23 protein-coding genes and 1 pseudogene are annotated in these 24,178 nt (G+C 59.6%); 16 read left to right on the forward strand and 8 right to left on the reverse strand.

The features are described from left to right. Positions 1 to 1,990: TM0106 family RecB-like putative nuclease (locus AC5IJH_RS13390; RefSeq protein ID WP_491903328.1), on the reverse strand; the 1,990-nt coding region annotated here is incomplete at its 3' end. Positions 1,991 to 2,804: 814 nt separating this feature from the next. Between AC5IJH_RS13390 and AC5IJH_RS13395 the strand changes: the two genes are divergently transcribed. The 14 genes and pseudogenes from AC5IJH_RS13395 (at position 2,805) to AC5IJH_RS13460 (ending at position 16,910) form a co-directional block, all read left to right on the forward strand. After that, positions 2,805 to 3,707, forward strand: a complete 903-nt coding sequence (locus tag AC5IJH_RS13395; protein ID WP_491903329.1) for an ArdC family protein — start codon at positions 2,805 to 2,807, stop codon at positions 3,705 to 3,707. Then, a complete protein-coding gene (locus AC5IJH_RS13400; RefSeq protein ID WP_491903330.1) occupies positions 3,707 to 4,123 on the forward strand; it encodes a DUF6908 domain-containing protein in 417 nt (138 codons plus the stop codon). Before AC5IJH_RS13395 ends, AC5IJH_RS13400 begins: the two co-directional genes overlap by 1 nt. Positions 4,124 to 4,216: 93 nt before the next feature. Beyond that, positions 4,217 to 5,872 carry a ParB/RepB/Spo0J family partition protein gene (locus tag AC5IJH_RS13405; protein ID WP_491903331.1) on the forward strand — a complete coding sequence of 552 codons (1,656 nt, stop codon included), beginning with the start codon at positions 4,217 to 4,219 and terminating at the stop codon, positions 5,870 to 5,872. 530 nt (positions 5,873 to 6,402) lie between these two features. Continuing rightward, on the forward strand, positions 6,403 to 9,699 hold the full coding sequence (locus AC5IJH_RS13410; protein ID WP_491903332.1) for an FG-GAP-like repeat-containing protein: 3,297 nt from the start codon (positions 6,403 to 6,405) through the stop codon (positions 9,697 to 9,699). Between the two features lie 219 nt (positions 9,700 to 9,918). Next, entirely contained in the window at positions 9,919 to 10,599 is a 681-nt protein-coding gene (locus tag AC5IJH_RS13415; protein ID WP_491903333.1) for a PIG-L deacetylase family protein, read from the forward strand. Beyond that, positions 10,596 to 11,168, forward strand: a complete 573-nt coding sequence (locus AC5IJH_RS13420) for an SAM-dependent methyltransferase (RefSeq protein ID WP_491903334.1) — start codon at positions 10,596 to 10,598, stop codon at positions 11,166 to 11,168. Before AC5IJH_RS13415 ends, AC5IJH_RS13420 begins: the two co-directional genes overlap by 4 nt. Beyond that, a complete protein-coding gene (locus AC5IJH_RS13425; protein ID WP_491903335.1) occupies positions 11,165 to 11,911 on the forward strand; it encodes a glycosyltransferase family 2 protein in 747 nt (248 codons plus the stop codon). Before AC5IJH_RS13420 ends, AC5IJH_RS13425 begins: the two co-directional genes overlap by 4 nt. Before the next feature lie 131 nt (positions 11,912 to 12,042). Beyond that, on the forward strand, positions 12,043 to 12,903 hold the full coding sequence (locus AC5IJH_RS13430) for an acyl-CoA dehydrogenase family protein (RefSeq protein ID WP_491903336.1): 861 nt from the start codon (positions 12,043 to 12,045) through the stop codon (positions 12,901 to 12,903). 556 nt (positions 12,904 to 13,459) lie between these two features. Next, positions 13,460 to 13,564, forward strand: coding sequence for a hypothetical protein (locus AC5IJH_RS13435; RefSeq protein WP_491903362.1), 105 nt, complete (start codon positions 13,460 to 13,462; stop codon positions 13,562 to 13,564). Then, positions 13,551 to 14,021: pseudogene (locus AC5IJH_RS13440) on the forward strand (ATPase domain-containing protein); the annotation flags it as partial. The gene AC5IJH_RS13435 and the pseudogene AC5IJH_RS13440, both read left to right, overlap by 14 nt. A 147-nt stretch (positions 14,022 to 14,168) precedes the next feature. Next, positions 14,169 to 14,807: an ATPase domain-containing protein gene (locus AC5IJH_RS13445; RefSeq protein ID WP_491903363.1), complete on the forward strand. Its 639-nt coding sequence runs from the start codon at positions 14,169 to 14,171 to the stop codon at positions 14,805 to 14,807. 44 nt (positions 14,808 to 14,851) lie between these two features. Next, entirely contained in the window at positions 14,852 to 15,673 is an 822-nt protein-coding gene (locus AC5IJH_RS13450; protein WP_491903337.1) for a histidine kinase dimerization/phospho-acceptor domain-containing protein, read from the forward strand. A gap of 46 nt (positions 15,674 to 15,719) precedes the next feature. After that, positions 15,720 to 16,019 (forward strand): ATP-binding protein, encoded by a 300-nt coding sequence (locus tag AC5IJH_RS13455; protein WP_491903338.1) that lies wholly within the window; start codon positions 15,720 to 15,722, stop codon positions 16,017 to 16,019. 702 nt (positions 16,020 to 16,721) lie between these two features. Further along, complete coding sequence (locus AC5IJH_RS13460; protein ID WP_491903339.1) at positions 16,722 to 16,910, forward strand: hypothetical protein; 189 nt, start codon at positions 16,722 to 16,724, stop codon at positions 16,908 to 16,910. Positions 16,911 to 17,579: 669 nt separating this feature from the next. Here the strand turns inward: AC5IJH_RS13460 and AC5IJH_RS13465 are convergent. Next, on the reverse strand, positions 17,580 to 19,697 hold the full coding sequence (locus AC5IJH_RS13465) for an FG-GAP-like repeat-containing protein (protein WP_491903340.1): 2,118 nt from the start codon (positions 19,695 to 19,697) through the stop codon (positions 17,580 to 17,582). A gap of 419 nt (positions 19,698 to 20,116) precedes the next feature. Between AC5IJH_RS13465 and AC5IJH_RS13470 the strand changes: the two genes are divergently transcribed. After that, positions 20,117 to 20,290, forward strand: a complete 174-nt coding sequence (locus tag AC5IJH_RS13470; RefSeq protein WP_491903341.1) for a hypothetical protein — start codon at positions 20,117 to 20,119, stop codon at positions 20,288 to 20,290. Positions 20,291 to 20,418: 128 nt separating this feature from the next. Here the strand turns inward: AC5IJH_RS13470 and AC5IJH_RS13475 are convergent, their stop codons facing one another. Both AC5IJH_RS13475 and AC5IJH_RS13480 read right to left on the reverse strand, forming a co-directional pair. After that, positions 20,419 to 21,354, reverse strand: a complete 936-nt coding sequence (locus tag AC5IJH_RS13475) for an NADP-dependent oxidoreductase (protein ID WP_491903364.1) — start codon at positions 21,352 to 21,354, stop codon at positions 20,419 to 20,421. An 87-nt stretch (positions 21,355 to 21,441) separates the two neighbouring features. Then, complete coding sequence (locus AC5IJH_RS13480) at positions 21,442 to 21,696, reverse strand: hypothetical protein (RefSeq protein WP_491903342.1); 255 nt, start codon at positions 21,694 to 21,696, stop codon at positions 21,442 to 21,444. A gap of 73 nt (positions 21,697 to 21,769) precedes the next feature. Here AC5IJH_RS13480 and AC5IJH_RS13485 point away from each other — a divergent pair, with 73 nt between their 5' ends. Next, positions 21,770 to 21,904 (forward strand): hypothetical protein, encoded by a 135-nt coding sequence (locus tag AC5IJH_RS13485; RefSeq protein WP_491903343.1) that lies wholly within the window; start codon positions 21,770 to 21,772, stop codon positions 21,902 to 21,904. Here the strand turns inward: AC5IJH_RS13485 and AC5IJH_RS13490 are convergent. The 4 genes from AC5IJH_RS13490 to AC5IJH_RS13505 form a co-directional block, all read right to left on the reverse strand. After that, entirely contained in the window at positions 21,901 to 22,164 is a 264-nt protein-coding gene (locus AC5IJH_RS13490; RefSeq protein WP_491903365.1) for a DUF8737 domain-containing protein, read from the reverse strand. The two genes, AC5IJH_RS13485 and AC5IJH_RS13490, sit on opposite strands and share 4 nt — an antisense overlap. A 196-nt stretch (positions 22,165 to 22,360) precedes the next feature. Beyond that, positions 22,361 to 22,801 (reverse strand): carboxymuconolactone decarboxylase family protein, encoded by a 441-nt coding sequence (locus AC5IJH_RS13495; protein WP_491903366.1) that lies wholly within the window; start codon positions 22,799 to 22,801, stop codon positions 22,361 to 22,363. Positions 22,802 to 22,923: 122 nt separating this feature from the next. After that, a complete protein-coding gene (locus AC5IJH_RS13500; RefSeq protein ID WP_491903344.1) occupies positions 22,924 to 23,550 on the reverse strand; it encodes an NAD(P)-dependent oxidoreductase in 627 nt (208 codons plus the stop codon). After that, complete coding sequence (locus tag AC5IJH_RS13505; protein ID WP_491903345.1) at positions 23,547 to 24,035, reverse strand: cupin domain-containing protein; 489 nt, start codon at positions 24,033 to 24,035, stop codon at positions 23,547 to 23,549. Before AC5IJH_RS13505 ends, AC5IJH_RS13500 begins: the two co-directional genes overlap by 4 nt. Between the last annotated feature and the right edge of the window lie 143 nt (positions 24,036 to 24,178).

Consider the following 24,178-nt stretch of genomic DNA (forward strand, 5'->3'; position numbering starts at 1 on the left):
TTTTTTTCGTCTTCTTGATGTCGACGGTGCGTGCGACCGCGTCGACGGCGATAACTTCTCCGATCTTCTCGCCGCGCTGGCAAATCGTGTCGCCAGCACATACATCCATTTCCTGCTTATCGAACGAATAGCGATCCGTCGGAATCTTGCGAATCACGCTCACGCGCTTGGCGAAGGTCAGACCGGCAATCGCCGATCGTTCATCGAAGAGGTCCTCATCGGTAAGATCCTTCATTCGGAAGAATTCCCACCACTCGGCTTTCACCTCACGCCGATGCCAGTCCAGGAGGTCGGCGAGGAGCCATGACGCTGCTTGTTCCGTGCTTCTTAGAGCAGGGTCGACGGGTATGTTCTTCTTCAAGGCCGAGGCAAGCGCAGCGCTTCGCCGCTGACGATCACTGACAGCCGGAGTAGCGGCGCCGTCCGTCGCCACAGGACGGGCAATAACATGCCCGGCATTCTCCAACTGCATCCGTTCACGTTCCAGCCAGTCCCGCAATGATTGGGTCGAGAAGCAGTCATCGGCGTTATAAGCGACGATCGCGTCCTTGACCGCATCACTGACCTGCGTGCCGCGTGCTGACTCAAGGTTATGCTGCAAGGTCCGCATGGCTCGTCCCGCTTCGTCCAAGGAAATCTTGCGAGCAAAGCCGTGAAACACTTCCAGTGCTTTGAGGGAATATTGCTCAACACTGGCGCGAACCGACCGTTTGGTGATCGTATGTAGGTCAATAAATACCTTCGCCCGCAGCATCCGGTCTATGTCGTCTTCGCGTATCCCATAGCGCCCCATAAGTCTCTTCAGCGCGGATGGTTCGTAGGGCGCAAAATGATACACGTGCATTCCCGGATGCTCAGCCCACCTCGCCATCACCAAATCCACGAACCAGACGAATGCGTCCCTCTCCTGCTCGGCGGTCAGACCCCAGCGACATTCATAGCTTCTGTCAGGCAAAGCGACGCCGAACAGATACTCCCTGCCGTTCAGGCCGACGAACGGATCTCCTTCGAGGTCGAAAAACACGTCTCCGGCAGAGTGTTCTGGCAGGAGAGAGAGGCCATGCTCATCGGTCATCGCAAGAACTTCGTGTACCGGGCTGCCTGATTCGCGCCCGGCAACCTGCACACGCGCCTGCTCGCGCACACGTACATAGCTCTCGCGCGATCCGTAGACAGGGCGATGCGGAATCGGGAGCGGGTAGGCGGCTAGGGCTGCGACTGTCGTTGTCTCCCATATGCCGAGCTGCTTACGCTGTAGTTTGTTGATGCCAGCGACGAGCGAGAGATGATCGTCGCCGCGGCGTTCCCTATCGCATTCCTGATGCCACCGGCAGATGTCACAGTGCGGCATGGGTTCAGGATAGGTCGCGGGTCCTACTCCGTTCGCGCCGATGACCGCCTCAAGCCGGAACTTCACGTAACGGTAGTAGGCCGCGTAATCCAAGGTCCTGTAGCGTTCCGGCTCGAAGGTCTCGCCGGGCGGAACGACATACATTGCATCAGGGAGCGCAGCCTGAGCCGCTCCGACAAGGTCGGAGTACAGCGACAACTGCAGGATCGTTGCAGCTTTTGTCTCGTGTGCCAGCTTGCAGTCGAAAACTTCATACGACCAGTCGCCGAGCCCAGACGGCTTGGCTGTCTTTCGCAAGACATCGACGCGCCCGAACCAATCCTTGTCACCAAAAGCGGCCTGAACGATGACATCGACGCCCGCCTGCATCGCAAGCAGCGTTTCAGCGACCAGCTTGTCGTCATTGCCGAATGCCCTGAAGCTGACAGCAGCAAGCCGTGTCGACTTCAGGTGCTCTACATATGCTTCTTCATGCGCGACGCCTCGCTCCTGCAGGATCTGAGCGTCCGGCGAATTCCATGCCGGAGCTGTCTTGATGCCAGTCGCCACATCGATATCAAGCGCTGTCAGGTGGCGGCACGATAGGGAATTGCTCAGATCGCTCGCGGAAAGCCGAATGCCCGTCGAACTTTTCTTCATGGCGAGACTCTTAAGGATTCATGATTATCTTAAAAGAACCCTCACCCAAATCAACGAAACGTTCCAGCCGTTCGTTACGCTTCGGCGTGCTCGGCGTAGCAGGAACTGCAAGCCTTGCGCGCGGCTGCTGGACAACGCGACTCGAACCCGCGACTTTTGCGGTGACAGTGGACCCCATGACCGTAACCCGTTGAAATGAGGATCGCCAGCCTCGACGGCGCCTTATGGACGAGCTCGATTGGAGCATACAGGTCAATGCACTCATCGACGACTTCAGACCCTACGCCGTGCAAGTCTCAAGCAAGTACATTCTGGCGTGGCCGAGAACGCCGGCCTCGCTTCCACGTCAGCCGTAGGTTGAATGTGTGGGACTGATCGGGCCCTCCGTGGCTGCTACCGGCAAGGAGACATTCGGTTCCGTGTCTAAGCCCGGAGCCGCTGGCCGCCCACCACAAGCGGCCTGTTCCTGCCGCAACGCGACCCTAAAGTTCCTGTGCGCTGGCGCGCAGAAATCGTTTGACAAGCCTTCGCTAAGGGGCTCTGCCCCGATCGCGCGGCACAAGGGGTGTCCCCAATCTTCCGCGCGTCACCACCCCAGCAGGCAAAGACCTCCTGCTGGGGACCCCGGCTCGCTTGTGCAGACCTCCTCTTCGCTCCGTCCTTTTCGCTCCCGCTCTGCGTCCGCTCCAAGGATGGGGAGACCCCTCCCCCTGCGCCTTGCTACCCCCGCCTTCGCCAGGAGGCGTTCGGCATGTACATGCCGCGACCCACGCGGACGTGCAAACGCCAAAGCCGAGCCAGGGAGCCAACCACCATGACAAGCGCAGCTAGCCTCACCGAACAGCCCACCAAGAAGACACCCACCACCAAACAGGAACTCATCACCGCGAACATCAAGCTCCTGATCGAGCAGTTGGAAGCAGGACACTCCGAAGCCCTCACCGACTACCTCACGGCCATGAGCCGGTTCCATAACTACAGCTTCGGCAATGTGCTCGAGATTGCACGACAGATGCCGACCGCCACCCGCGTTGCCGGGTTTTGGACATGGAAGAACCTTGGTCGCAGTGTGAACGCCGGAGCGAAGGGAATCCGCATCCTTGCCCCGATCGTGGGTGTCCGCCGCAAGAAGGATGCAGAGGCCGAACAGGACATCACGAAGCAGAACACCCGGGCCTTGCTTGGCTTCCGTAACGCGTACGTATTCGACATCTCGCAGACCAACGGCGCGGACCTTCCCGAGGTGCACCAGGTCTCGGGTGATCCCGGCGAGAGCATCGAGCGGCTGACCGCTTTCCTCACAGGGCAGGGCATCGAGCTTGTCTACACCCCAATGATCGCTCCCGCGCTCGGCATGAGCTACGGCGGACGTATCGCCATCCTGCCCGGTCAGACGAAGGCCGAAGAGTTCTCGACGCTGGTCCATGAGACCGCGCACGAGATGTTGCACAAGGCCGAGCGCCGGACAGCCACGACAAAGACCGTCCGCGAAACCGAAGCCGAGGCGGTTGCCTTTGTGGTGGGCAAGGCCGTCGGACTCGTCACCGGCACTGCATCCGCCGACTACATCCAGCTCTACCACGGCAATGCATCGCTGTTGGCCGAGAGCTTGGAAGCGATTCAGCAGACTGCGAGCGTCATCCTCGTTGCCTTGGAGCCGCCCGCACCGGCGATCGAAGAGGACCAGAGCAGGGAAGCGATCGAGGAGGCGGCGTGATGGAGACCGTTCTCCGCATCCTCCGAGCCGCAGGTGGCTGGCAGCACGGCCTCCACCTGCACATCAACAACCCGCCCTATATGGCTTTGGTCATCGAGGCCATCGATGAGGCCGGCCCGTGTGGTCTCCCCTCCATCTCGGTTGCGCACTATGGCGAGCAGAACGGCGACGCCATGCGCGACCCGGAGATGTGCTTCGAGCTGGCGTTTACGCACGGCGTCATCCTCGACCCGTTCTATTACCGCAACGATTACGTCGGTATCGAGCAGTGGAGCCGCTTCCTTCGAGACGGTCAGTACCGCTGTCACCTGCAGCTGTACGCGCAGCACGTAAGGTTCGCCCAGTTGTGGGACAGGAACCTGCAGCAGCAGGGCTTTGCTGAAGCATTCGCGCGGCAGCGACAGCCACACGCCTAACACCCAAGTTCTCCGCCTACGGAGCGGATACAGGGCAGCGTGTGCGCTCCACAACCGCAACGGTCGCGAACCCAAGCCCCAAGGAGGGCCATCATGCAGAACAGCAGTGCATTCCAGTTCATCGCCATCGATCAGATTCACGAGTCGACCACCAACCCGCGCCAAACCTTCGAGCAGAACAAACTAGACGAACTCGCAGAGTCCATCCGGCAGCACGGACTCATTCAGCCGATCACCGTGCGACCGAACGCGAGCGGATACGAGATCGTCGCCGGAGCGAGACGCTTCCGTGCCGCGCAATTGGCCGAGCTGTTCTCGGTCCCAGCCCGCATCGTCGAATTGAACGAAGCTGCTGCGATGGAGTGGCAGCTGGTCGAGAACTCGCAACGTGTGGATGTGCACCCGTACGAGGAGGCGCAAGGCTTTCAGCGTCTTCTGGACCTGCCCGGCTATGACGTGACCGCGCTCGTCGAGAAGTCAGGCAAGAGCGCCAGCCACATCTATGCGCGGCTGAGTCTGTTGCAACTTATCCCGACAGTCGCCGAGGCGTTCGTACAAGAGCGCATTACCGCGAGTCATGCCAACCTCATCGCACGGCTTCCGCGGGAGCACCAGGCAGAAGCTTTCGAGAACTGCTGGCGGAAAGACTGGCAGGACGACGAAGCACATCTGCTGCCGGCCAAGCACCTGAGCGCGTGGATACAAACCAACCTCTACCTCAATCTCGTGGACGCTCCGTTCGACCGCGAGGACTCGACACTCTTGCCCGAAGCCGGAGCTTGCGTCACCTGCTCGCGCCGCAGTGGATTCAACACGAGCCTGTTTGCAGACGTGCAGGGCGACCAATGCCTCGACGCACCCTGTTTCCAAGCGAAGGTGTCGGCCCACATCGAGCGCGAGATGGCCGCAAGACCCGAGCTTGTCGCCATCGAGACGGCATGGCGAGCACCCCAGGAGCAGCGTCCCGGTGCGTTGCAGAAACACCAGTATCGGGAACTCGACACGCCCGACAACCCGGATGCCGAGCCGCCGTGCAGTCACAGCAAAGCCGCCATCATCGTGTTCGGCAAACATGCCGGACACACACTCACGGTCTGCATTGAGCCAGACTGCCCCGTCCACAATCCGCGCGAAGCTGGACGCATCGCTGCTGATCCGCCGCCGGTCATCGCTCCCGCACCAGAACAGGAGACGGAGGAAGAGGCCGCGCAGAGGCGAGCGGAACACCAGCAGCGGATGGAGGAGCATCAGGCCGAGCAGGAGAAAAGGGAATCGGAGCGCCGAGCCGAAATTGAACGCAAGCAGAGAGAGGTCGAAGCCGAACAAAAGCGCCGCGAAGAACTGCGCAAGTCCCGGCTCGCGACCTTCGAGCGCATCGTCGAGCATGCCCCCGCATCGTTCAACGCCTCACAAATGCGCTTCTTCGTTCGTGCGCTGATCCACCTGGACTACAGCTTTCTTGAAGAGGTCGCCACTCACTTCGCCGGTGGGGATGAGAACACGACCCAATCCGATGAGGACATTGTGCTCGCCGCACTGGACAGCAACGCAGATGAGAAGCTAACCCACCTTGCTCTGCGCCTTGTGTTGTCTGAGCACGTTGCCATCCCGCATGAGAGCCAACCTGATCTGCTGGCTGAAGCCGAGCAAGTGTTCAAGCCGAAGGCGGCCTCTACCCACAAAGCCGTCAGAATGAAGGGCAAGTCAGCCTTGAGGGGTACCGCCAAGAAGAAAAGCGCTGCTGCTTAACTGTCCTTGAGCCTTCGGCCCCGGACGATTCCGGGGCCGTCTCGTTCCAATGGCAAGTCTGGTCCAAAACGAGCCCTCAGCCGCAGTGAACCGAGATTGGCTTTGCCGTGCTGACGAGGCTGATCGTAAACAAGACAAGCGAGCGCCGCTGTGTGACGCCGCGAGTCGAGTACGTCGAGGGGACCCCCCGCGGAACATGTTCGCAACATCTAGCGCATCGGTCCTCGGAAAATAAGAGAAGTTCGCCCTTTGGTGCGGAACCAAACACGTTGGTAGCATGGCGTCACAAATGCCTCTGTCGCGAGTAGTTTGCGCGTCAGTCTCGCCGGCGCAGCTTAACGCAACCCCGGACCGGGACTGTCACATTCAGAGTAAGGCAGGCAGTAAGGCTCCTCGCGCGTGCGATCGAGCTGATCGCAAGGACCAGCGGCGGACTGAATCGGTTATGATTCTGCGGCCAGTCATCTTCAGCAATGTTGCGGGCTCCGGGGGCAGGCGTGCGCCTTTCATACCGAATTACTGTGTGTGTCGTGCTTCTGCTCGCCCTGGGCAGGTCGTCCTTTGGGTTCGGCTCGTCTCCTTCCCAGTACTTTTTCAATCGGGCCGACTTCCCGGTGGGCCAGTTTCCGCATGGTGTTGCTCTCGCGGACATGAATGGCGACGGGCGCACCGATCTGGTGGTTGCGAACTCGAATGTGCCTAGCATCTCTGTGCTCCTGGGACAGCCAGACGGAACGCTCGGAGTCAAGACTGATTACCCTACGAGCGCCGCTGCGGGGGCGCTTGTGACGGCAGACTTCAATGGTGACGGCAAGATGGACGTTGCGGTCACGTCGATCAACGGAGTGGATGTCCTGATCGGCAACGGAGACGGCACGCTCGGGTCACCAATAAGTTACGCATCCCAAGCTCGACCCTTTTTGCTGGCGACTGCCGACTTCAATCACGACGGAAAAGCAGACCTGGCCGCTGCTGGGGAATGCGGCACCACGTGCGGCTTCGTGAGCATCCTGCTCGGAAAAGGCGATGGGACCTTCCGCACAGAGGCGGACTATCCGGCAGGTGGCGTGCCCAGCGCGTTCGCAATCGCCGACCTGAATGGTGACGGCGTGCCGGATTTTGCACTTGCGAACCAGGTGACGAACAGTGTCAACGGTGGAACACCCGGCCTGACGTCCGTGCTGCTGGGCGTTGGCGATGGAACTTTTCGGACGGCTGTGAGTTTCGCTTCTGGAAACAATATCGAGGGCATCGCCGTGGGTGACGTCACCGGAGACAAGATCCCCGATCTGATCGTCACACATGTAGAGGGACCGATGCTCACGCTACAGAAGGGAAATGGGGATGGCACATTTCAGGCGGAGCAGCAGTTATCGTTCGACATCGGTCTCATATCTGCGCACATCGTTCTTATCGATCTAAATCGTGACGGGCAGCTCGACCTGCTGCTGTCCAGTGTGTACTACGGCGGGGCAGTTGTATTGATGGGGAATGGCAACGGTACGTTCCAATCGCCGCAAGCCTATGCCACCGGGCCGCAGCCGTACTTCTTTGCAACAGCTGATGTAAACGGAGATCGCGATACCGACATTGCGATGATTGACTCGCAAGGGAACTACGCCACCATCTTGCTCGGCAACGGTGATGGCACGTTTAGCCCACGCAAGACGCTGCCGGTGATAGGTGGATCACCTTACGTCGGGTCTGGAGTTCTGGGTGATTTCAACAGCGACGGAAAGATAGATGTGGCCGTCGATTTGCCTACTCAGGGCGTGATCAGTGTCGCGCCTGGCAACGGGGACGGCTCGTTTGGAAAGCCGGTGTCCACGCCTATGCCACAGAACTTCAATCAGCTTTACCTGAACTCGTCATCCGCAGCAGACTTCAATCGTGATGGTCATCTGGATCTGCTCGTCAGCGGTACCAGCCTGATGCTGGGCAAAGGCGACGGCACCTTCGGGCCGGCAGTCACGATCAACAGTGACACACAGATTGGCAGCTTTGTGGTGGGCGACTTCAACAGGGACGGTAAACCGGATGTCGTGGATCTTGGTAACGGATTCACCGAGTCACAGCCACTGCAAGTCTTGTTAGGGAATGGAGACGGCACGTTTCAGCCGGTCCAACGCTCCTGGAATCTGGCGAGCATTCCGAGAGACATCATTGCTGGAGATCTAAACGGTGACGGCATTCTGGATCTCGCCCTGATCCTGAATCCGACCGGCGTCGCGGTTCTGCTGGGTCACGGTGACGGGACGTTCGCCAACCCGGTCATTTATGCCACCGACGACCTGCCGAATGGAATCAACATTGCTGAATTGAACGGCGACGGCAAACTGGATCTGATGGTGACCGGCGCGAAAGTGGATGTTTTCCTTGGCAAAGGAGATGGCACCTTCCCCAATCGGGTGGACTACGCGGTGCCGGATTTCCCGCAGCGGCTTACCGCTGGAGACTTCGACGGCGATGGTAAGACGGATATCGCGGTTGACTGTGACGGGTCCCAAGAAACCATTCAGATCCTGTTCGGGACAGGCGACGGCACGTTCCAGAAGCCAATCGGATTCATCGATGGTGGCTATCTCTCCGCCCCACTGCTGGTCACTGACTTGAATGGGGATCACGTGGATGATCTCATCGTCGCGGGCGGCGTTGGGTCAACTTTCGTCAGCGCACCCCTCGCCAGTGTTAGTCCTTCTTCGATCGACTTTGGTGCAGTCTTTCCCGGAACATCCTCGGACAGCAAGACGGTGACGGTCACGAACAGTGGCACAGCACTGCTCCATGTGAGCAGCGCGACCGTAGGCACTCCGTTTTCGATTGGGGGATCGGTCTGCGGCGAATCGCTCGGACGATTACAGAACTGCATGATCCCAATTGTCTTCTCACCGACGGCGACAGGTACACAGCAGGGACAGGTGCAGATTGAGGAGGACGCGCCAGACTCGAAGCTGATCGTTCTCGTAGCAGGAACAGGAACGAATGCGATCGCTGCGTTATCGATTGCTCCGATGACGGTCGACTTCAAGGGTCAGGACGTGAATACCCCTTCCGCAGCGCAGACGATCACACTTACGAACCCCTCAACGGTTCCACTCAGCATCGCCTCCATCACGGTGAGCGGCCCGTTCGCCGAAGTTTCGCAGTGCGGATCGACACTCGCAGCATCAACCAGCTGTTCTGTCGCCGTGGTCTACACCCCATCAGCCCTCGGCCAGCAGACTGGCGCCCTGACCATTAAGGACAGCGCCTCTGGAAGTCCTCAGAATGTGCCGCTGAGCGGGACTGGCGTGGCGGCGCTCTCCGTCGCGGCGCAATCAGGCGGTTCGTTGAGCGCTACGGTTACGAGTGGTCAAGCGGCGCTGTACAACCTTGCGCTCACTGCGGGCCCAGATTTTAACGGAAGCGTATCTCTTGCCTGCAGCGGAGCTCCGGCGCATGCGCGCTGTTCGATCACGCCTCTGGCCCTCGACATGACTGCGGGACAAGTCGTGAATTTCACGGTACTGGTTGCGACTGGTCAGCAGGTCGCCATGCATCGCGCTCTCGGATTGGAGCTTCAGCTCGCAGGGCTGGGCCTGGCATCCTGCTTCGTGCTATTTGGATTTTCTGCAAACCTCAGGAGAGATAACAGGGGTCGTCAGCTTTCGATCTTGATTGCACTTCTGGGACTGTCGTTGACTGGTATCGGTTGCGGCGGCAGTTCCTCGGCCGCAACGATGCCTTCACAAGCCAACAGCGTCGCCGTTGGCTCGTACCAACTGACAGTCACCGCAACTGCAGGGAACTCGACCACCACGCAGACATTGACCTTGGTCGTGAACTAGCCGGCGACAAACCTCAGGCCAGAGCCGTTCTCTCGGAGGCTTCACTTCTGCGTCACCGCACTGCCGTGTTCGTCCAAGAACGAGAAGGCCGGCCGAATCCCAAATCACTCGCCTGTCACTACTGCGTTGCGACATCCTGTTATCCGTTGGATCAAAACTACCTGAGGTCTGTATCTCGAAGATCCATCAGCGTGCACATCGAAGTTGCTGATGGATGACGTGAGAACGACAGAAGAAGAGTGGTTGCAGACGCTCGCCGGATTGCCGGGTTGGACGCCTCCCTTGATTCCCACAGTGATCGTGGCACCTCATCCGGACGACGAGACATTAGCGTGCGGCGGTCTGATTGTGTTTCTCAGACGTCGCGGTGTACCGGTCCGCATCGTTGCGGTCACAGACGGAGAAGCGGCTTACCCCGACGGGGCAGGGCTCGCCACGGTACGAACGGAAGAGCAGACAGCCGCACTCGCCGAGCTTGGTGTCACGCCAGACCACATCGTGCGGCTACAGCTGCGAGATAGCAATCTGGCTGACGACGAGTGTGCGCTTGTGCAGCGGCTGCTCAGCATCGTTCAGTCTTCATGGCATGTCGTTGCGCCATGGCAGCACGACTGGCACCCCGACCATGAAGCATGCGGCCGAGCGGCGGCGCAGGTCGCGTCCGCGACTGGCGCTGCCTTGTCTTCGTGGTTCTTCTGGACCTGGCATCGCTTACGTCCGGAAGCACTGGATGGGGTACACCTGCGACGGCTCGCTCTCGATCAAGCAGCACTTACTGCAAAGCAGCGAGCAATCGCAAAGCATGGTTCGCAGCTGCAGCACGATTCAGGTCAGCCCATTCTGCCGCCGCTGCTGCTCGGGCCAGTCAAACGTCCATTCGAGGTATTCGCGACCGCATGACGGACACTGGCAGCGCGGACTTCTTTGAGGCTAAATACAAGCGTGATCTCGATCCCTGGCACTTCGAGACGAGTGCCTACGAGCAGGCCCGGTACGACACGATCATGCGTGCGCTCGGTGGGCGACGTTACGCGCGGGGCTTCGAGCCGGGCTGTTCGGTGGGTGCGCTCACTGTACGGCTGGCCAGACTTTGCGATCACCTCCACGCGATCGACGTCTCGCCGACCGCTGTCGCTCGGGCTCAGCAACGCTGCGCGCCGTGCGCGAACGTGCATCTCGCAGTGGGCTCTCTCGCCGATCCACTCCGCGAAGGCGCGTTCGAACTCGTCGTGCTCAGTGAAGTGGGCTACTACTTTCCGGAGGCAGAGCTCTCGCTCATTGGGCGGCACCTAGTAGCCCACCTGGAGCCGGGTGGCGTTCTGCTTGCCGCGCATTGGCTGGGGCACTCCGCAGATCATCGGCTCAGCGGCGATCGCGTGCACGAGATACTGTCTGCCCTTTCAGGGCTCGAGCACGCCCATGCGGATCGCCTGACCGGGTTTCGCCTTGATTGTTGGAGGCGAGAATGATCGGAGCACCGATACGAGTTGCGCAGGGTGCACAGGTGCCGACGTGGCACGTGGCGATCGTAATCCCGGCGCGCAACGAAGAGGTGCTGTTGCCTCGCTGCCTCGAGTCCATCCGGGCATCGCGGCGCCGGCTGCCCGCTGGGGTGACCAGTGATGTCATAGTGGTGGCAGACAGCTGCAACGACCGAACGAGCGAGATCGCCGCACACATGCTGGGCCGTGAAGGCACCGTTCTCGATCAGCATGTCGCGAGTGCAGGAAGAGCTCGTCGCATTGGTACTGAATGTGCGCTCCTTCGCAAGCGTGGCCCGGCGCATCGCTGCTGGCTGGCTAACACGGATGCAGACACGTTTGTGCCGGAGACCTGGCTCGAAGCGCAGCTCCGGCTCGCGCAGCAGGGCGTGCATGCCGTTGCAGGCATCATCGATATTGACTCGTTCGCTGAGCACGAGCCACACGTTCCGCAGCGCTTTCGGGAGACGTACCTGATCGGCGCCGATGGCACCCACCCCCACGTGCACGGCGCAAACCTCGGTGCGCGCGCTGATTGGTATCTCGCGTCGGGTGGGTGGAGTGAGCTGACCACGGGCGAAGATCATCACCTGTGGCAGCGCCTCGGGCAGGCCGGAGCTCGGCGCATCTCCACCTCTTTGCTGCGTGTGACCACGAGCGGCCGCCGTGACGGCCGCGCTCCCGCCGCCTTCGCGGACACCTTGGCCGCGCACAACCAGGACGCCGCATGAATGCCACGAGCGCCCCGCCGATCTCGATTTCTGATGAGCAGCATCGGCTTTTAACCGAGCTTCGCGAGTTGGCGAGCACCCAAATGCCATGCCCCGGAGGCGGGGACACAGCTGCCCGCCATCACGCGCTGATGGCGATCGGTCGGCGGGACCTCTCGTTGGCTCGTCTGGCCGAGGCGCACTTCGACGCAGTGGCTATCCTGCTCGAAGCAGGACGCACACCTGGCCCGGGTGCGCTGTATGGGGTGTGGGCATCCGAGCGTCGCGGACACGAGCTCTCGCTGGTGCGCCGTGGGCACGGATGGTCACTCAGTGGAAGGAAGCACTTCTGCAGCGGTGCAGGACTGGTGGACCGAGCACTGGTGACCGCTGGCGTCGGACCGCCCCAATTGATCGATGTTGATTTGCGCGACGGTGCCTCCGCGCCGCAAATCGATCTCACGGAGTGGCAGACGCCTGCTTTCGCGTCGACGAATACAGGCACAGTCACGTTTGCAGAGGTGAGCTTGCGTGACGACGATCGGATCGCAACTCCGGGCTGGTACCTGCAGCGGCCCGGCTTTTGGCACGGCGCGTGCGGCCCCGCGGCCTGCTGGGCTGGTGGAGCAGAGGGACTGCTGGATTACGCGAGGCGGCAGACCTCACAGGACGCGCACCAGTCGGCGCACCTCGGGGCGATGTATGCGGCGGTGTGGTCGCTCAAGGCCAGTCTCGAACAGAGTGGGAACGAGATCGACCGGCAGCCCGGAGATACGCTGGCTGCACGTATTCGCGCGCGGATACTCCGTCATCTTGTCGAGCAGTCGGCAACCGAAATTCTGCAGCGACTGCCGCGCGCGTTCGGGCCCCGGCCGCTCGCATTTGATCCGACCATCTCGCGCCGGTACTACGAACTCGATCTGTACCTTCGACAGTCGCACGCCGAGCGGGATCTTGAAGCACTTGGGAGGGATGTCCTGGCGGCCGGCTATGGTGAAATGGAAGATCGCTAGTAGCGCTCACGTCCATAAACGACTTCGAGGGCAAAGGCTCCCCGGCTCCCGGTCACACTTCTGCGCGGCTTCAACCTAGCCGAGCAGGTGTTCGCGTTAAAAAAAAGCAGAAGGCAAGCACTTGCTAAGCGAACGCCTTCCCGATCGAGGAGAGGTCTAAGCATCCGAAGGAAGACGCACGTTGGAGTGTGACAGTTGTTGTCCTGCCGCCTTGCCCCGAGTTTCGCCGCGATGGAGCACCGTTCGTTTTGAGGTGAGTGCCGGTCGGGGTCGGGCATCCATTCGCCGAGAAAGCTCTCCCCGAGACTTGTCCGGCCATGCTAGTGCTTGCGAGAACTTCTTGTTTTGATGGTGGTCACCCTCCACTCATTTAGACTGGCCTGCATCCGGCGTCTTGGGGGCCATCTTTGTCTGAACAGCCTGACACGAGAAACAGAGCGTGGAACCTTACACCGCTCAGCACGTTCAGCCCTGACGCATCACAAGTCCGCCTCTCCACTGGCGACCCCGGGCTCGATGACGTCCTGAATGGTGGTCTCCCGAAGGGTCACTTTACCTGGTCGAGAGAGATCCCGGCACTGGCAAGACCACTCTGGCGCTGCAGTTCCTGATGGAGGGGGGCGCGTCGAGGGGAGAATGGCCTGTATGTGACACTTTCTGAATCGAAGGCCGAGTTGGAGCAGGTCGCTCGCTCTCACGGGTGGGACCTTAAGCCCATCAGCTTGTAGAAATGGTGCCTTCTGACGAAGACCTGAGCCCGGACTCTCAGTACACCCGTGTTCTACCCTTCAGAGGTTGAGTTGGCCGATACCATAACTACAATCCTCGAGCAGATCGAGGCTGCCGAGGCGCAGCGCGTCGTATTTTATTCGCTGTCGGAGTTCCGTATGCTCGCGCGCGACCCGCTGAAGTACCGGCGGCAGATTCTGGCGCTTAAGCGGTACTTCGCCGGCCGCAGTTCTACGGTGCTACTGCTCGATGATCGGACTGCTGAAGGAGACGCGAACGATCTGCAATTGCAAAGTATCGCGCATGGGGTGATCAAGATGCAGAGCCTCGAACGTGAGTTTGGGGTCAAGCGGCGTCGCCTGACAGTTCACAAGCTGAGGGGCTCGCAGTTTCGCGAGGGTTACCACGATTACACCGTCCGCACCGGCGGTGTCGTCACTTACCCTCGTCTCATTGCCTCTGAGCATGTACCCGGCACGGAGCGCAGGCCGATACCGAGTGGCTTATCTGAACTCGACGATCTTCCGCGTGGCGGCATTGACTCAGGAACAAGTTCGCTGCTGATCGGGCCCGCAGGTTGCGGCAAGTCGACGATCGCGCTGCAATACGCGTACACCTCGGCGTTGCGAGGAGAAAAGGCCGTTATTTTCACCTTTGATGAATCGATCGCAACCCTGATTGGCCGCGGTATGCAGCTTGGCATGGACCTCAAAGCCGTTCTTAATGCGAAGACCCTACAGATCCAGCAGATCGACCCCGCTGAGCTTTCGCCCGGAGAGTTCGTCTCTTGCATCCGACGGATGGTGGAAGAGCACGCGTTAAGGATCGTTGTCATTGACAGCATGAACGGGTTCCTGAATGCGATGCCGCACGAACAGTTCCTTGCGATGCAGTTGCACGAGTTGCTGGCTTATCTAGGGCAGCAAGGCGTAGGAACGCTGCTGACCTTAGCGCAGCATGGCTTGGTCGGTGACACAACGTCGACCATAGATGACAGCTACCTTCCTGACACTGTGATCCTTTTCCGCTACTTCGAATCGGGAGGCGCCATTCGTCAAGCCATCTCCGTGGTTAAGAAGCGCAGCGGAAGTCATGAGCGCACGATTCGCGAACTCATTTCAGTGATGGAACGATTCGCATTGGCCCGCCGCTTGTCAGCTTCGAAGGAGTGCTAACCGGTACACCTACATATACGGTAAGGCAGAGAACGGGACGATTCATGAATCCGGAGCCAAATAAGCTGGAACTGGAGAACCGGACTATCATTCTCGCGCCCACCGGGAGAGATGCGGCACTGATTGCGACTTTTCTGGAGAAGCTTGGTAAGCAGTGTGAGGTCGTCAGGTCAGTGTCGGCGCTCTGTCACGAGATCCGCGAAGGCGCCGCTGCGGCGATAGTTGCCGAGGAAGCGTTCCAAGAAAACTCGATTGAATCGGTGAAGGCGGCTCTGTCCCAGCAGCCATCATGGTCAGACTTCCCGCTCTTAATCCTCACTGCGGGTCGAAGTCAGACGGCCGAAGGGGAGAGGTCACGCCAATTGCGATTGCCTCTCGGCAATGCGCTTCTCCTTGAACGTCCACTCCGACCGGAGACGTTGGCGAGTACGCTTGAGATGGCCCTGCGCGGACGTGCTCGACAGTATCAGATTCGTGACCACATCGAGCAGTTCGAGCGCGCTCAGGAAGCTCTTCGCCGCTCGGAGAAGCTCGCCGTTACCGGCCGGCTTGCCGCCAGCATAGCGCACGAGATCAACAATCCCCTCGAATCCGTCACAAACCTACTTTATCTCCTGCAACGCGAACCCATGTCCGACGAGGGAAGACTCTACCTGCAACAAGCTGATCAGGAACTTGCCCGCGTGGCTGAGATCGCGAAGCACACACTACGTTTTTACCGCGAGCCCAACCATCCCGTCCCTGTCGATCTTTTGGCTCATCGATTCGGTGATCAAGCTCTACCATCCGCGTCTGATAGCCGCAAACGTGTCGACAGAAAAAGAGATGCCTCCTTCGTCGATTCTCGTACTAGCAAGTGCGGGTGAACTCCGGCAGGTCATCGCTAACATTGTCGGCAATGCACTCGATGCCATGTGGGGCGGGGGCCGCTTGCGACTACGCGTCACGACGCAGACGGACTCACAACGTGGATTGTGCAACGCGCGTCTCTCGATTGCGGATACGGGCCACGGGATTCCTGCTCAAGTCCGCCATTCCATTCTCGAGCCGTTTGTCACGACGAAAGGTGAAACTGGAACCGGCCTGGGACTCTGGGTAAGCAACGAGATTGTGACGAAGAATGGCTGGTCGATGCGCCTGCACAGCTCGACTCGGCCCAGTTGCTCCGGCACCGTGTTCTCAATCAGGATGCCGGTCCTGCGGTCTGCTTAACGATCTATGGTTTGTATGTATGAGGGTATGGCAGAGTGTCATTGGATTCTGACACACAGGATATCCGCCCTAGCGAGCACAGTACGGCTGGAGTACTCGGCTGCCATGTCAGTGAGGGATGTGGGAGCTGTTCGTCTGCAACTGGATGCATCATGAATAGCTCTGAGTAGAACCAGGCATCGCGTTGAAGACAGGCCTCCACTTCCCGATCGAAAGGTCGGTCAGCCAGAACCCAGCCTTCTTGTACCAATCGCAACGCGTTCTCCTCGGCAGTCCAGACGACTCGGAAGTCTTGCCCACGTCGGATCACATACCAATGACAGCTCTGTCTCATTTTCAGCGAGTGTACAAGCTTCACCATCCCAACAAACAGGGAAGGTGCCTAGGGTTGATCTGAACCGGGCGACCTAAGGCCCAATCGTGCCCATACCGTTTTGAACGAGGACGCTTACCGTGTTCCGCAACATGGCAGCCGAGATCGGGGCCAGCTCCATCGGTTGAGTGCCGACAGATGATTCGTGCTCAGTCGGTGCCTCGTATCCACTTCTGATGGTCATGAACTGCCAAGCGCCGAAGAGCAACGTTGAGGAGGTCGCTAAACGTCGAATGAAGCGTCGAAGGTATTCTCCTCGCCGCTGCACGTGGACTAGTCAAGGCCCGGAGACTTGCTTCCTTCACTTAGAGCTGTGCTTCGAACAGAACATGACAGAAGATCAGGCGAAAAACCAACTAGCCGGTATAGTACGCAGCCTGACGCTGATCACGCAGTCCCCGCATCTTGAGCAGATATCCTTCAACTTGAATCAAGGGTTCGCCACGGCGGTCTCAGCCGATGATCTCTTGCAGATGGTAGATCTTTGGGCGGCTGAGATCGCGCGTAAGCTGCGGTAGTTCGACTGCTAGTCTATTCGCCTCCGGGACCCGCCGCACTCCACGCAATCAGCTTCAAGGCGCGTCCAGGCGTGCATAGTCAATAAGCTCAGACCTAGCTGTGATTGTCGCCGTATACGAGGCGTTGGGCTCGGAAGTCGCTCGATGGTGTAGCTTGACCTGCGTAAAAGGCTCTGCCGCATCGGCTTACGCTGTAGGCGTGCGGTCAAACTCTGGCAAGTGTATTGCACTTAAGGAGGGCGGTAGTCGAAGGGGCGGTCCAAACTCTCCAACAGCGCCGCGGCTCCACATCGCGCAAATGCTCAGGCTGTCGCGACCACCGGGAGTTGAGCAGCCTCCCAAGCGGCGATGCCGCCAGCCCAGATAGAGGTTGGCCTTTGCCATATCTTCCCGAGCGTTGAGGCTAAAGAACAGAGACCGAGTTGCTTGCCGCGAGCTCGACCTTCACAGCTTAGAAGGGCGCAGATCATAGGTATTCAGTTTACGCGAAGCTCATCCTAGTTGAAGCATCACGACCGAAGGCTGTCGCTACGAAGTAGCGGTTTTGAAGGCCGACAGCCCGGAGACTTGGGAGCACCATTCGTTCAATAATTCAGAGCGAGTCTCTATTCTCGCATCGAAGCCGGGCTCGTTGGCCCGGCTTCGACGGTGGCGCATCGTAGCGTTGAGTTAGTGAACCATCGCCGTCACGGTTTTCTCCCACTTCGCTCCGGCAGTGTTCACCGCGTAGATATCAAACCGGTGAGAGCCCGCGCCGAGGGCAATGGACGCGGACAAACTGGTGCTCGTGGTTTCGGTGTACATCTTGACCCCGTCGACCCAGACTTCCATCCGAGCTAGTGTTCCTGTGATGGTGGCCTGTGCGGAGACTGCGACGGGTGAGCTGACCCCGGAGTTCGGAGCCGGGCTGCAGACATTCACACCTGGCGACCCCGGAGCCGCGCATCCGGTGCTGCCACTCGAAACCGTCGCGTAGACCGTTTGCTCCCATTTCACTCCGGCGGTGTTCACCGCATAGACGTCGAAGCGGTGATAGCCGGGGTTCAAAGCCACTGCGGTGACAAGCGTCGTGCTCGTGGTCTCACTGTACTTCTTGACTCCGTCGACCCAGACCTCCATGCGAGCTAATGTGCCCGTGATGGTGGCTGCCGCGGTCACGTTCGCCGGCGAGCTGAGAATATAGCCGTTGATCGGACTACAGACGTGCACACTGGCGCTGGCGGGCGCACTGCAGCTCGACGAACTAGCGCTGCCGGTGAAGCTGAAGTCATAGCGCTCGAGGTGGTTGTCGATGTCGGCGGCATAGACGCTGAGGTTGTGCGTGCCGCTGTCGAAGCTCTCGGTCGAGTAGTAGAACCAGCCGTAGTGGCTCCAGACGTTGTGCTGCTCCGCGACCTTTTTGCCATCGACCCAAAGCTCGATCTTGCGCAGCATGCCCAACGAGCTGGCGGTGATACGGAAGATTACAGGGGATGTGGCGCTGGCGGACGGAGAGCAGACATGGATGCCGTGTTCGGCGGCCGGGTAATCGCAGCCGAAGGTGAAGAATGTCGTGTTGTTGTTGATAGGCGTGCTGTTGACCAGCGTCGTCTCGTAAGACCCAGTCGCTTCGGAACGGGTGGCAACGTAGATATCAGGACGGGTGTCGCGATTGAAATCACCAATCACTGGATCGGTGATGTTGAGCGTAGTTGGCGGAATGCCGGTCAGTGGATACGCGTATGCCGTGAAAACGCCGGTCTGACCCGCGCCGGCGAGCACGATGATCTTTGGGGTGTAGTTCGCGTTGTTCCAGCCAATCAAATCCATTTGCCCATCACCGTTGACGTCGGCCATCGCAAGGCTTGCGTCTGAATCGTATGGATTGGCGGAGGTGTAGAGGGTGAAGCTGCGCGCGCCTGAGGCATACAGCGTGACCACACGGCTGCCGTTCGGCGCATCGACGCCGAAGATGTCGGTCCGGCCGTCTCCGTTCAGGTCGCCGGTCGAAAACGCAAAACGTCCCGCGCTAGTGAATGGCGTAGTGTCTGTGAAGCTGAGATCACCGTTGCCGTACGCCACGTGTACCTGCGACCCGCAAACGTTCGGAGCGCAATTGGTGGTGTCGTAGAAAGCGATATCGGCATTGCCATCGGAATCGAAATCCCCAATGGTCGGATTCGAGGACCCGAAGTTCGCCGCCGGTGTGTGGACGACCCGGGCTGCGCCGAAGCTGCCATCCCCGTTGCCGGGAAGCAGGACAATCTGTCCTGTGTACTCCGTATTCGCTTCGGTGACCAGGTCGACCTTGCCATCGTGATTGAAGTCGGCCAGCGCGAGCTTGTCGATGCCGAAGTGTTCGCTGCCGGGCAGCGCGATCGTCTCAAATCGTGGTGCCTGGAACGTTCCGTCTCCGTTACCGAGGAAAGCAGCAATCTGCTGTGTGCCGTTCACGGTAAGAACCAGGTCCACTTTGCCGTCGCCGTTGACATCACCCGTTTGCATCGAGAAAGGCCCTTGACTGCCAGCCGGAAAGCTATAGCTGTAACCTTCGCGAAAGGTCCCGTCCCCGTTGGCAAGACGCACATGAAGCCCATATTGGTCGGCGCTCGTGAGCTGGGATGTGTCCTGGATGATGTCGGGGAGACCATCATTGTTCACGTCGACCGCGATGGTTCGACCCGGCTGGGGAAGGGTGGTCGCCACGGTGTGGGGGGCGAAAGAGGGCTGGGTCTGTGCTTGACCAGCGATGGGCAGGAGTGCGAGGGGAGCGAGCGAGAGGAGTGAGCGAAGGGCGGGACGGAACACATGGCCTCCAGACACGCCCGGAGACGTCGTAGGCTCCAGGGGTGCCTAGTAGGAAGCAACAGGTACATGCAAAGTTGCGTGAAATTTGCGAGAAGAGCTTCCAATTACTTCCCTGCTGGACCGACTTTGTTGCTCCCTTAGCTAAGCGGTATGAGTGCAAGGACCTGCCTTGCTCTGGACATCTCGCGCTGGCCGTATATGACGATTAAGGTGATCAGTCTCAACTAATTATGTGTCGACAGACCCCAGCCCGGCGTTGTCCAACTATGAACTTGGGCATTTGAAAGCTGTTTTTTCATGCCACTCTTTCCTTGCGTGAGTAGACATTTTCGAGAAAGGAACGCTCCGCACGCCCGGGAGGGTGGTAGAAGTTACGCAAAGTGTGCCGGTCTCGAGTTTCGAGGGGTCGTTCGGATTGTATGAAACTCGCAGGTGCGGAACTTGTCTCCGCCAAGGAGCGCCCGATCGAGATGGCGACGATTCGCAAGGATCGTTGCGCGAAAAATCGCGGAGCACTGGTCGATCGTCGACATCGCGGGGCTGTTGCAGCAACTCGGCTGACCGACGGCCTCGCGCGTGGCAGTTATCTTTGACCCCGGCATTAACTGGACCTGCGATCGGTCTCGAAGCAACATCCTGCTGCGTGTGACAGACTTGAAAAGCTGGCCTCGCTTCCCAGGTCTCAAGCCAACAGGTTTGACTCGGCGCTGGATTCGGTAGTTCAGCCGAGGGTGACCACAATCTTTCCGGTGACATGATGGTCGCGCATGGTGAGGTAGGCTTCACGGGCCTGATCGAAGCCGAAAGCTGCGCCCACATTGGCGCTCAGGTGGCCCGCGACATAGTCCTGCAGGATCGTGTTCAGATCACCAGGCTCCGCCTTCAATCGGCTATAGATGAGCTCGATCCGGCCGCCAAACGCTGACGGATCAGGGCCGAATAGAGTCGATAGCAACTTGCCGCCATCACGAACCGCTACGGCGCTGGCAAGGAGTGCGTCGAACATAGAGACGAGGTCGACGAGCATGTCGACACCGGCCGGGTTACTGCGGCGCACCTCGTCGACGAAGGACGTCTGCCGATAGTCAATTATGTCATTGGCACCGCACGCCTTCACCACCTCGGCATCGTCGGCGGTCGCCGAGGCGATCAGATGCGCGCCTTGCCTCGCCGCATATTGTAGTAGCGCCAAGCCGACGCCGCCCGTCGCGCCCAACACCGCCACGCGCTTGCCCGACACATCGCCGAGACCGCGCAGGATGTTCAATGCGGTCAGCCCCGCCATCGGCAGGGCGGCGAGCTCGGCCCCCAGCGCATCGCGGGGGACGACGACCACGTGCGCGCCCGCCGGAAGCAGCGCGCGCTGCGCCAAGCCGCCGTTCCAGGTGCTTGCGACGATGCGGTCGCCCACGTTCGGCGCTGCGCCCGTGCCTGCGGCCGATACCGTCCCGACCACGTCGCTGCCGGGCACGAACGGCATACGCGCCGGCATCATCTTGTCCATCTGGCCAGTGATGATCTTGAGGTCGAGCGGGTTCAGCGCCGCCGCCTCGACGTCAATCACGATCTCGCCGGGGCCGGGATCGGGAACGGGCAAGTCGATGAGGCCGAGCGTCTCAGCGGGGCCGTAGCTCTGGACGCCCCAAGCTTTTGTCATGCTGCTCAAGATGAAGCTCCTTGCGTCTCCGATGCCCTGGTTAGTTCACTGGCGCCGCAAACAGCGCAGTCCACATCTCGAACGGCTTCAGCGCCACGACCTGCGTGTCAACCAGGCAGCTCCGCTCATCGGCAGCGAGGCGAGCATCTGCTCGACCTCGGCCGCAGTCTCTGCCTCGCAGATCATCACGACTCCGAGGCTGTCCGCGCGCTGGTATATCTCGCGGATCAGGCCCGAACGGTAGCCGCGCCAGACCGTCTCGATCTCTGCGCGCATAAGCGGCTGAAGCCGATCGCGGGTGGTCTCCGGGCGCGGCGAGCCGATGTCGATGAACCGGCTCATCGCAGCTGCGACGAAGCATGGCTGAGCGTTGGGTAGTCGACATAGCCCCTTGGACCTCGCCATAGAAGGTGGCATGATCGGGCACATCATATCCGGCACCGAAGGCGAAGCGCGCGGGCAGTTCCGGGTTGGCGAGGAACAGCTTGCCGAACGACACCATCGCCACCTCGCCGCGCGCGATCGCGGCTTTGGCCCGGTCCCAGCTTAAGCCGCCAATGCCAATGATAGCGCCGGTGTACATTGGCCCGCAGGTATATTGAAGCCCCATAAGAACCCCGTCGCCACTCGCGACTCAGTTTGAAGCAGAAGATAGGCGAAGATGGCCAGTACCGCGATCGCTACGTCTCCCGCCATAATCTGGACTAAATAGCCATGCGAGAACCCGGCTGGAGCAAGATTGAACACGCCGGGAAGTAGCGCTGTCAGGCCGAAATATCGAAAAAGGTGTATCGAGAGCAGCGCCTTCAGGTGGGTAGCCCGACCTTCTCAAGCAGAGCGGACGCACAGACCAGTAGATCAAAGCAAAGGCCGCGAACCCGAAATCGTAACCAACAAGATGGAAGTCTTTCTTAGGTGACACAAATTCCTCCTGTAGATCTGCAGCCAGGCAAAGCAGGCAGGCACGATTGAGCAAGCCGCGTTAAACAACTAGCAACGCCGGCCCTTATGAGCCAGGGACCGCACGAAAAGCGAGCGCAATCCGGTTCCAGGTATTGATTGTTGTGACCGCGAGCGTCAGATTCACCAGTTCGGTTTCGGTGAAGTGCGGACGCACAGCTTCATAGGTCGCGTCTGAGACATGCTCTTCCTGAATATTAGTCAACGTCTCAGCCCATGTGAGCGCAGCTCGCTCGCGCACGGAATAGAAGGGTGCTTCGCGCCATGCGCAGAGCGCGTACAGGCGTTGCTCCGTCTCTCCTTGAACGCGAGCTTCCTTAGTATGCATATCGATGCAGTACGCACAGCCATTCATCTGCGAAACTCGCACCTTGATCAGTTCCAACAGCGAGGATTCGAGTCCGCTGCGTCGCACGTAGTTCTCTACTTGCAGCATCGCCCGAATTCCCTCGGGAGCCGCGCCTTGATAGTCAAATCTCTGTTGCATTGTGTTCTCCATCATCCGAGGCTCTTGTCGGGCGACGGTGTTGGGCGTTGATAGTCTGGCTCAGACTCGCCCGCATTTGCCGCCGCACGGGCATAAGTCTCTCCAGCACATCCACAGAGCCGCTAGCTGGTGATCGTGTAGGTCTGGCGAATCGTGCTCGGTTCGGAAAGCCGGGCCAGGATCCAGGCTGCAACATCTGCGCGTCCGATCTTGCCCACCGTCACACCGCGCAAGTCTGTAAAGGCCTTTACCTGTCCAGTTCGCGCACCATTAGTTAAGGCTGCGGGGCGTACCAGTGTCCAGTCGAGGCCACTCTCAGCAACCACCTCTTCCTGCCGGGTCTTATCCTTATAGATCTCATTCAGCAGCAAGGGTTGGATGATGCTGTCGTAAAAGAATCCGCCATGGCCTTTGCTGTCGCCTGCCCCAATTCCCGTGATGCAAATCAGGCGACGCACGCCGCTCTGCCTCATGGCGCTGACCAGGTTACGCGTTCCACCGGAAAGTAGAGTGGTGGGCTTCCGACTCAGAGCACTGCCAAGCGAACTGATAACAGCGTCTTGGGCAGCAACGGGTGCTATGAGCGAGGTCGGATTCAGAATATCTCCCCGGAACACCTTCACTGCTGCCGGCAATTGAGTTGCCTCTGGCTTCCGAGCAAGCGCAGAAACAGAGTGTCCTAGTGCAACGGCCTGTTTCACTAGCTCATTCCCCGTGGGTCCAGTCGCTCCAACTATAAGGATTTTCATGCAGCTCCATTTGTTCTAGGTTCAAGAAAGTAGCGGATCCCGTAGCGTTCTGCGCTGGCAAGCAGGCGCGCAACCTCTTGGGCCCGATCCACCTCTGGAATTGGCTGACCGGTCCTGATTTCAGTTCCTGCTTCCATGAACATTCTTTCGAGGCCGGCAGGTATGACTGTAACTAAGACGCGGGCAGGATTTTCAGACTCGTTGTGGAAGCGGTGGGGGGTGCCGCGAGGAAGGTAAACGCAGTCACCGGCTTGGGCCTTAAAGCGACTGTCACCGAGCTGGCAGACTACTTCGCCCTCCAGAATGTAGAAGCTCTCATCCTCACGTTCATGAACGTGCAGCGGAGGACCGCCGGCAGGGGGCACGTGTGCCTCCCACTGAGCATAGACACCACCTGTGTGCTCTCCCGTAAGCAGAAAACGGTTGAGGTCGCCGCTGAGAGCGAAGTCACGTGGGATTGACGAATGTTGATCTGATGTTGCCATGGTCTGACTCCTCTGAAGTGGGTCTCTGCCGTCAGAAAAAGACGTTAGCCAATGTAATTGTTTATGTCAACGACATCGTCAACAGTTTTGATGCGCTGGAGGTTCTCGTTGGCGTAAACCATCATGAAGGCTCGCAAGTGCGC

This window comes from Candidatus Dedyshia acidiphila, assembly GCF_051025295.1.
Classification (GTDB): Bacteria; Acidobacteriota; Terriglobia; order Terriglobales; family Acidobacteriaceae; genus KBS-83.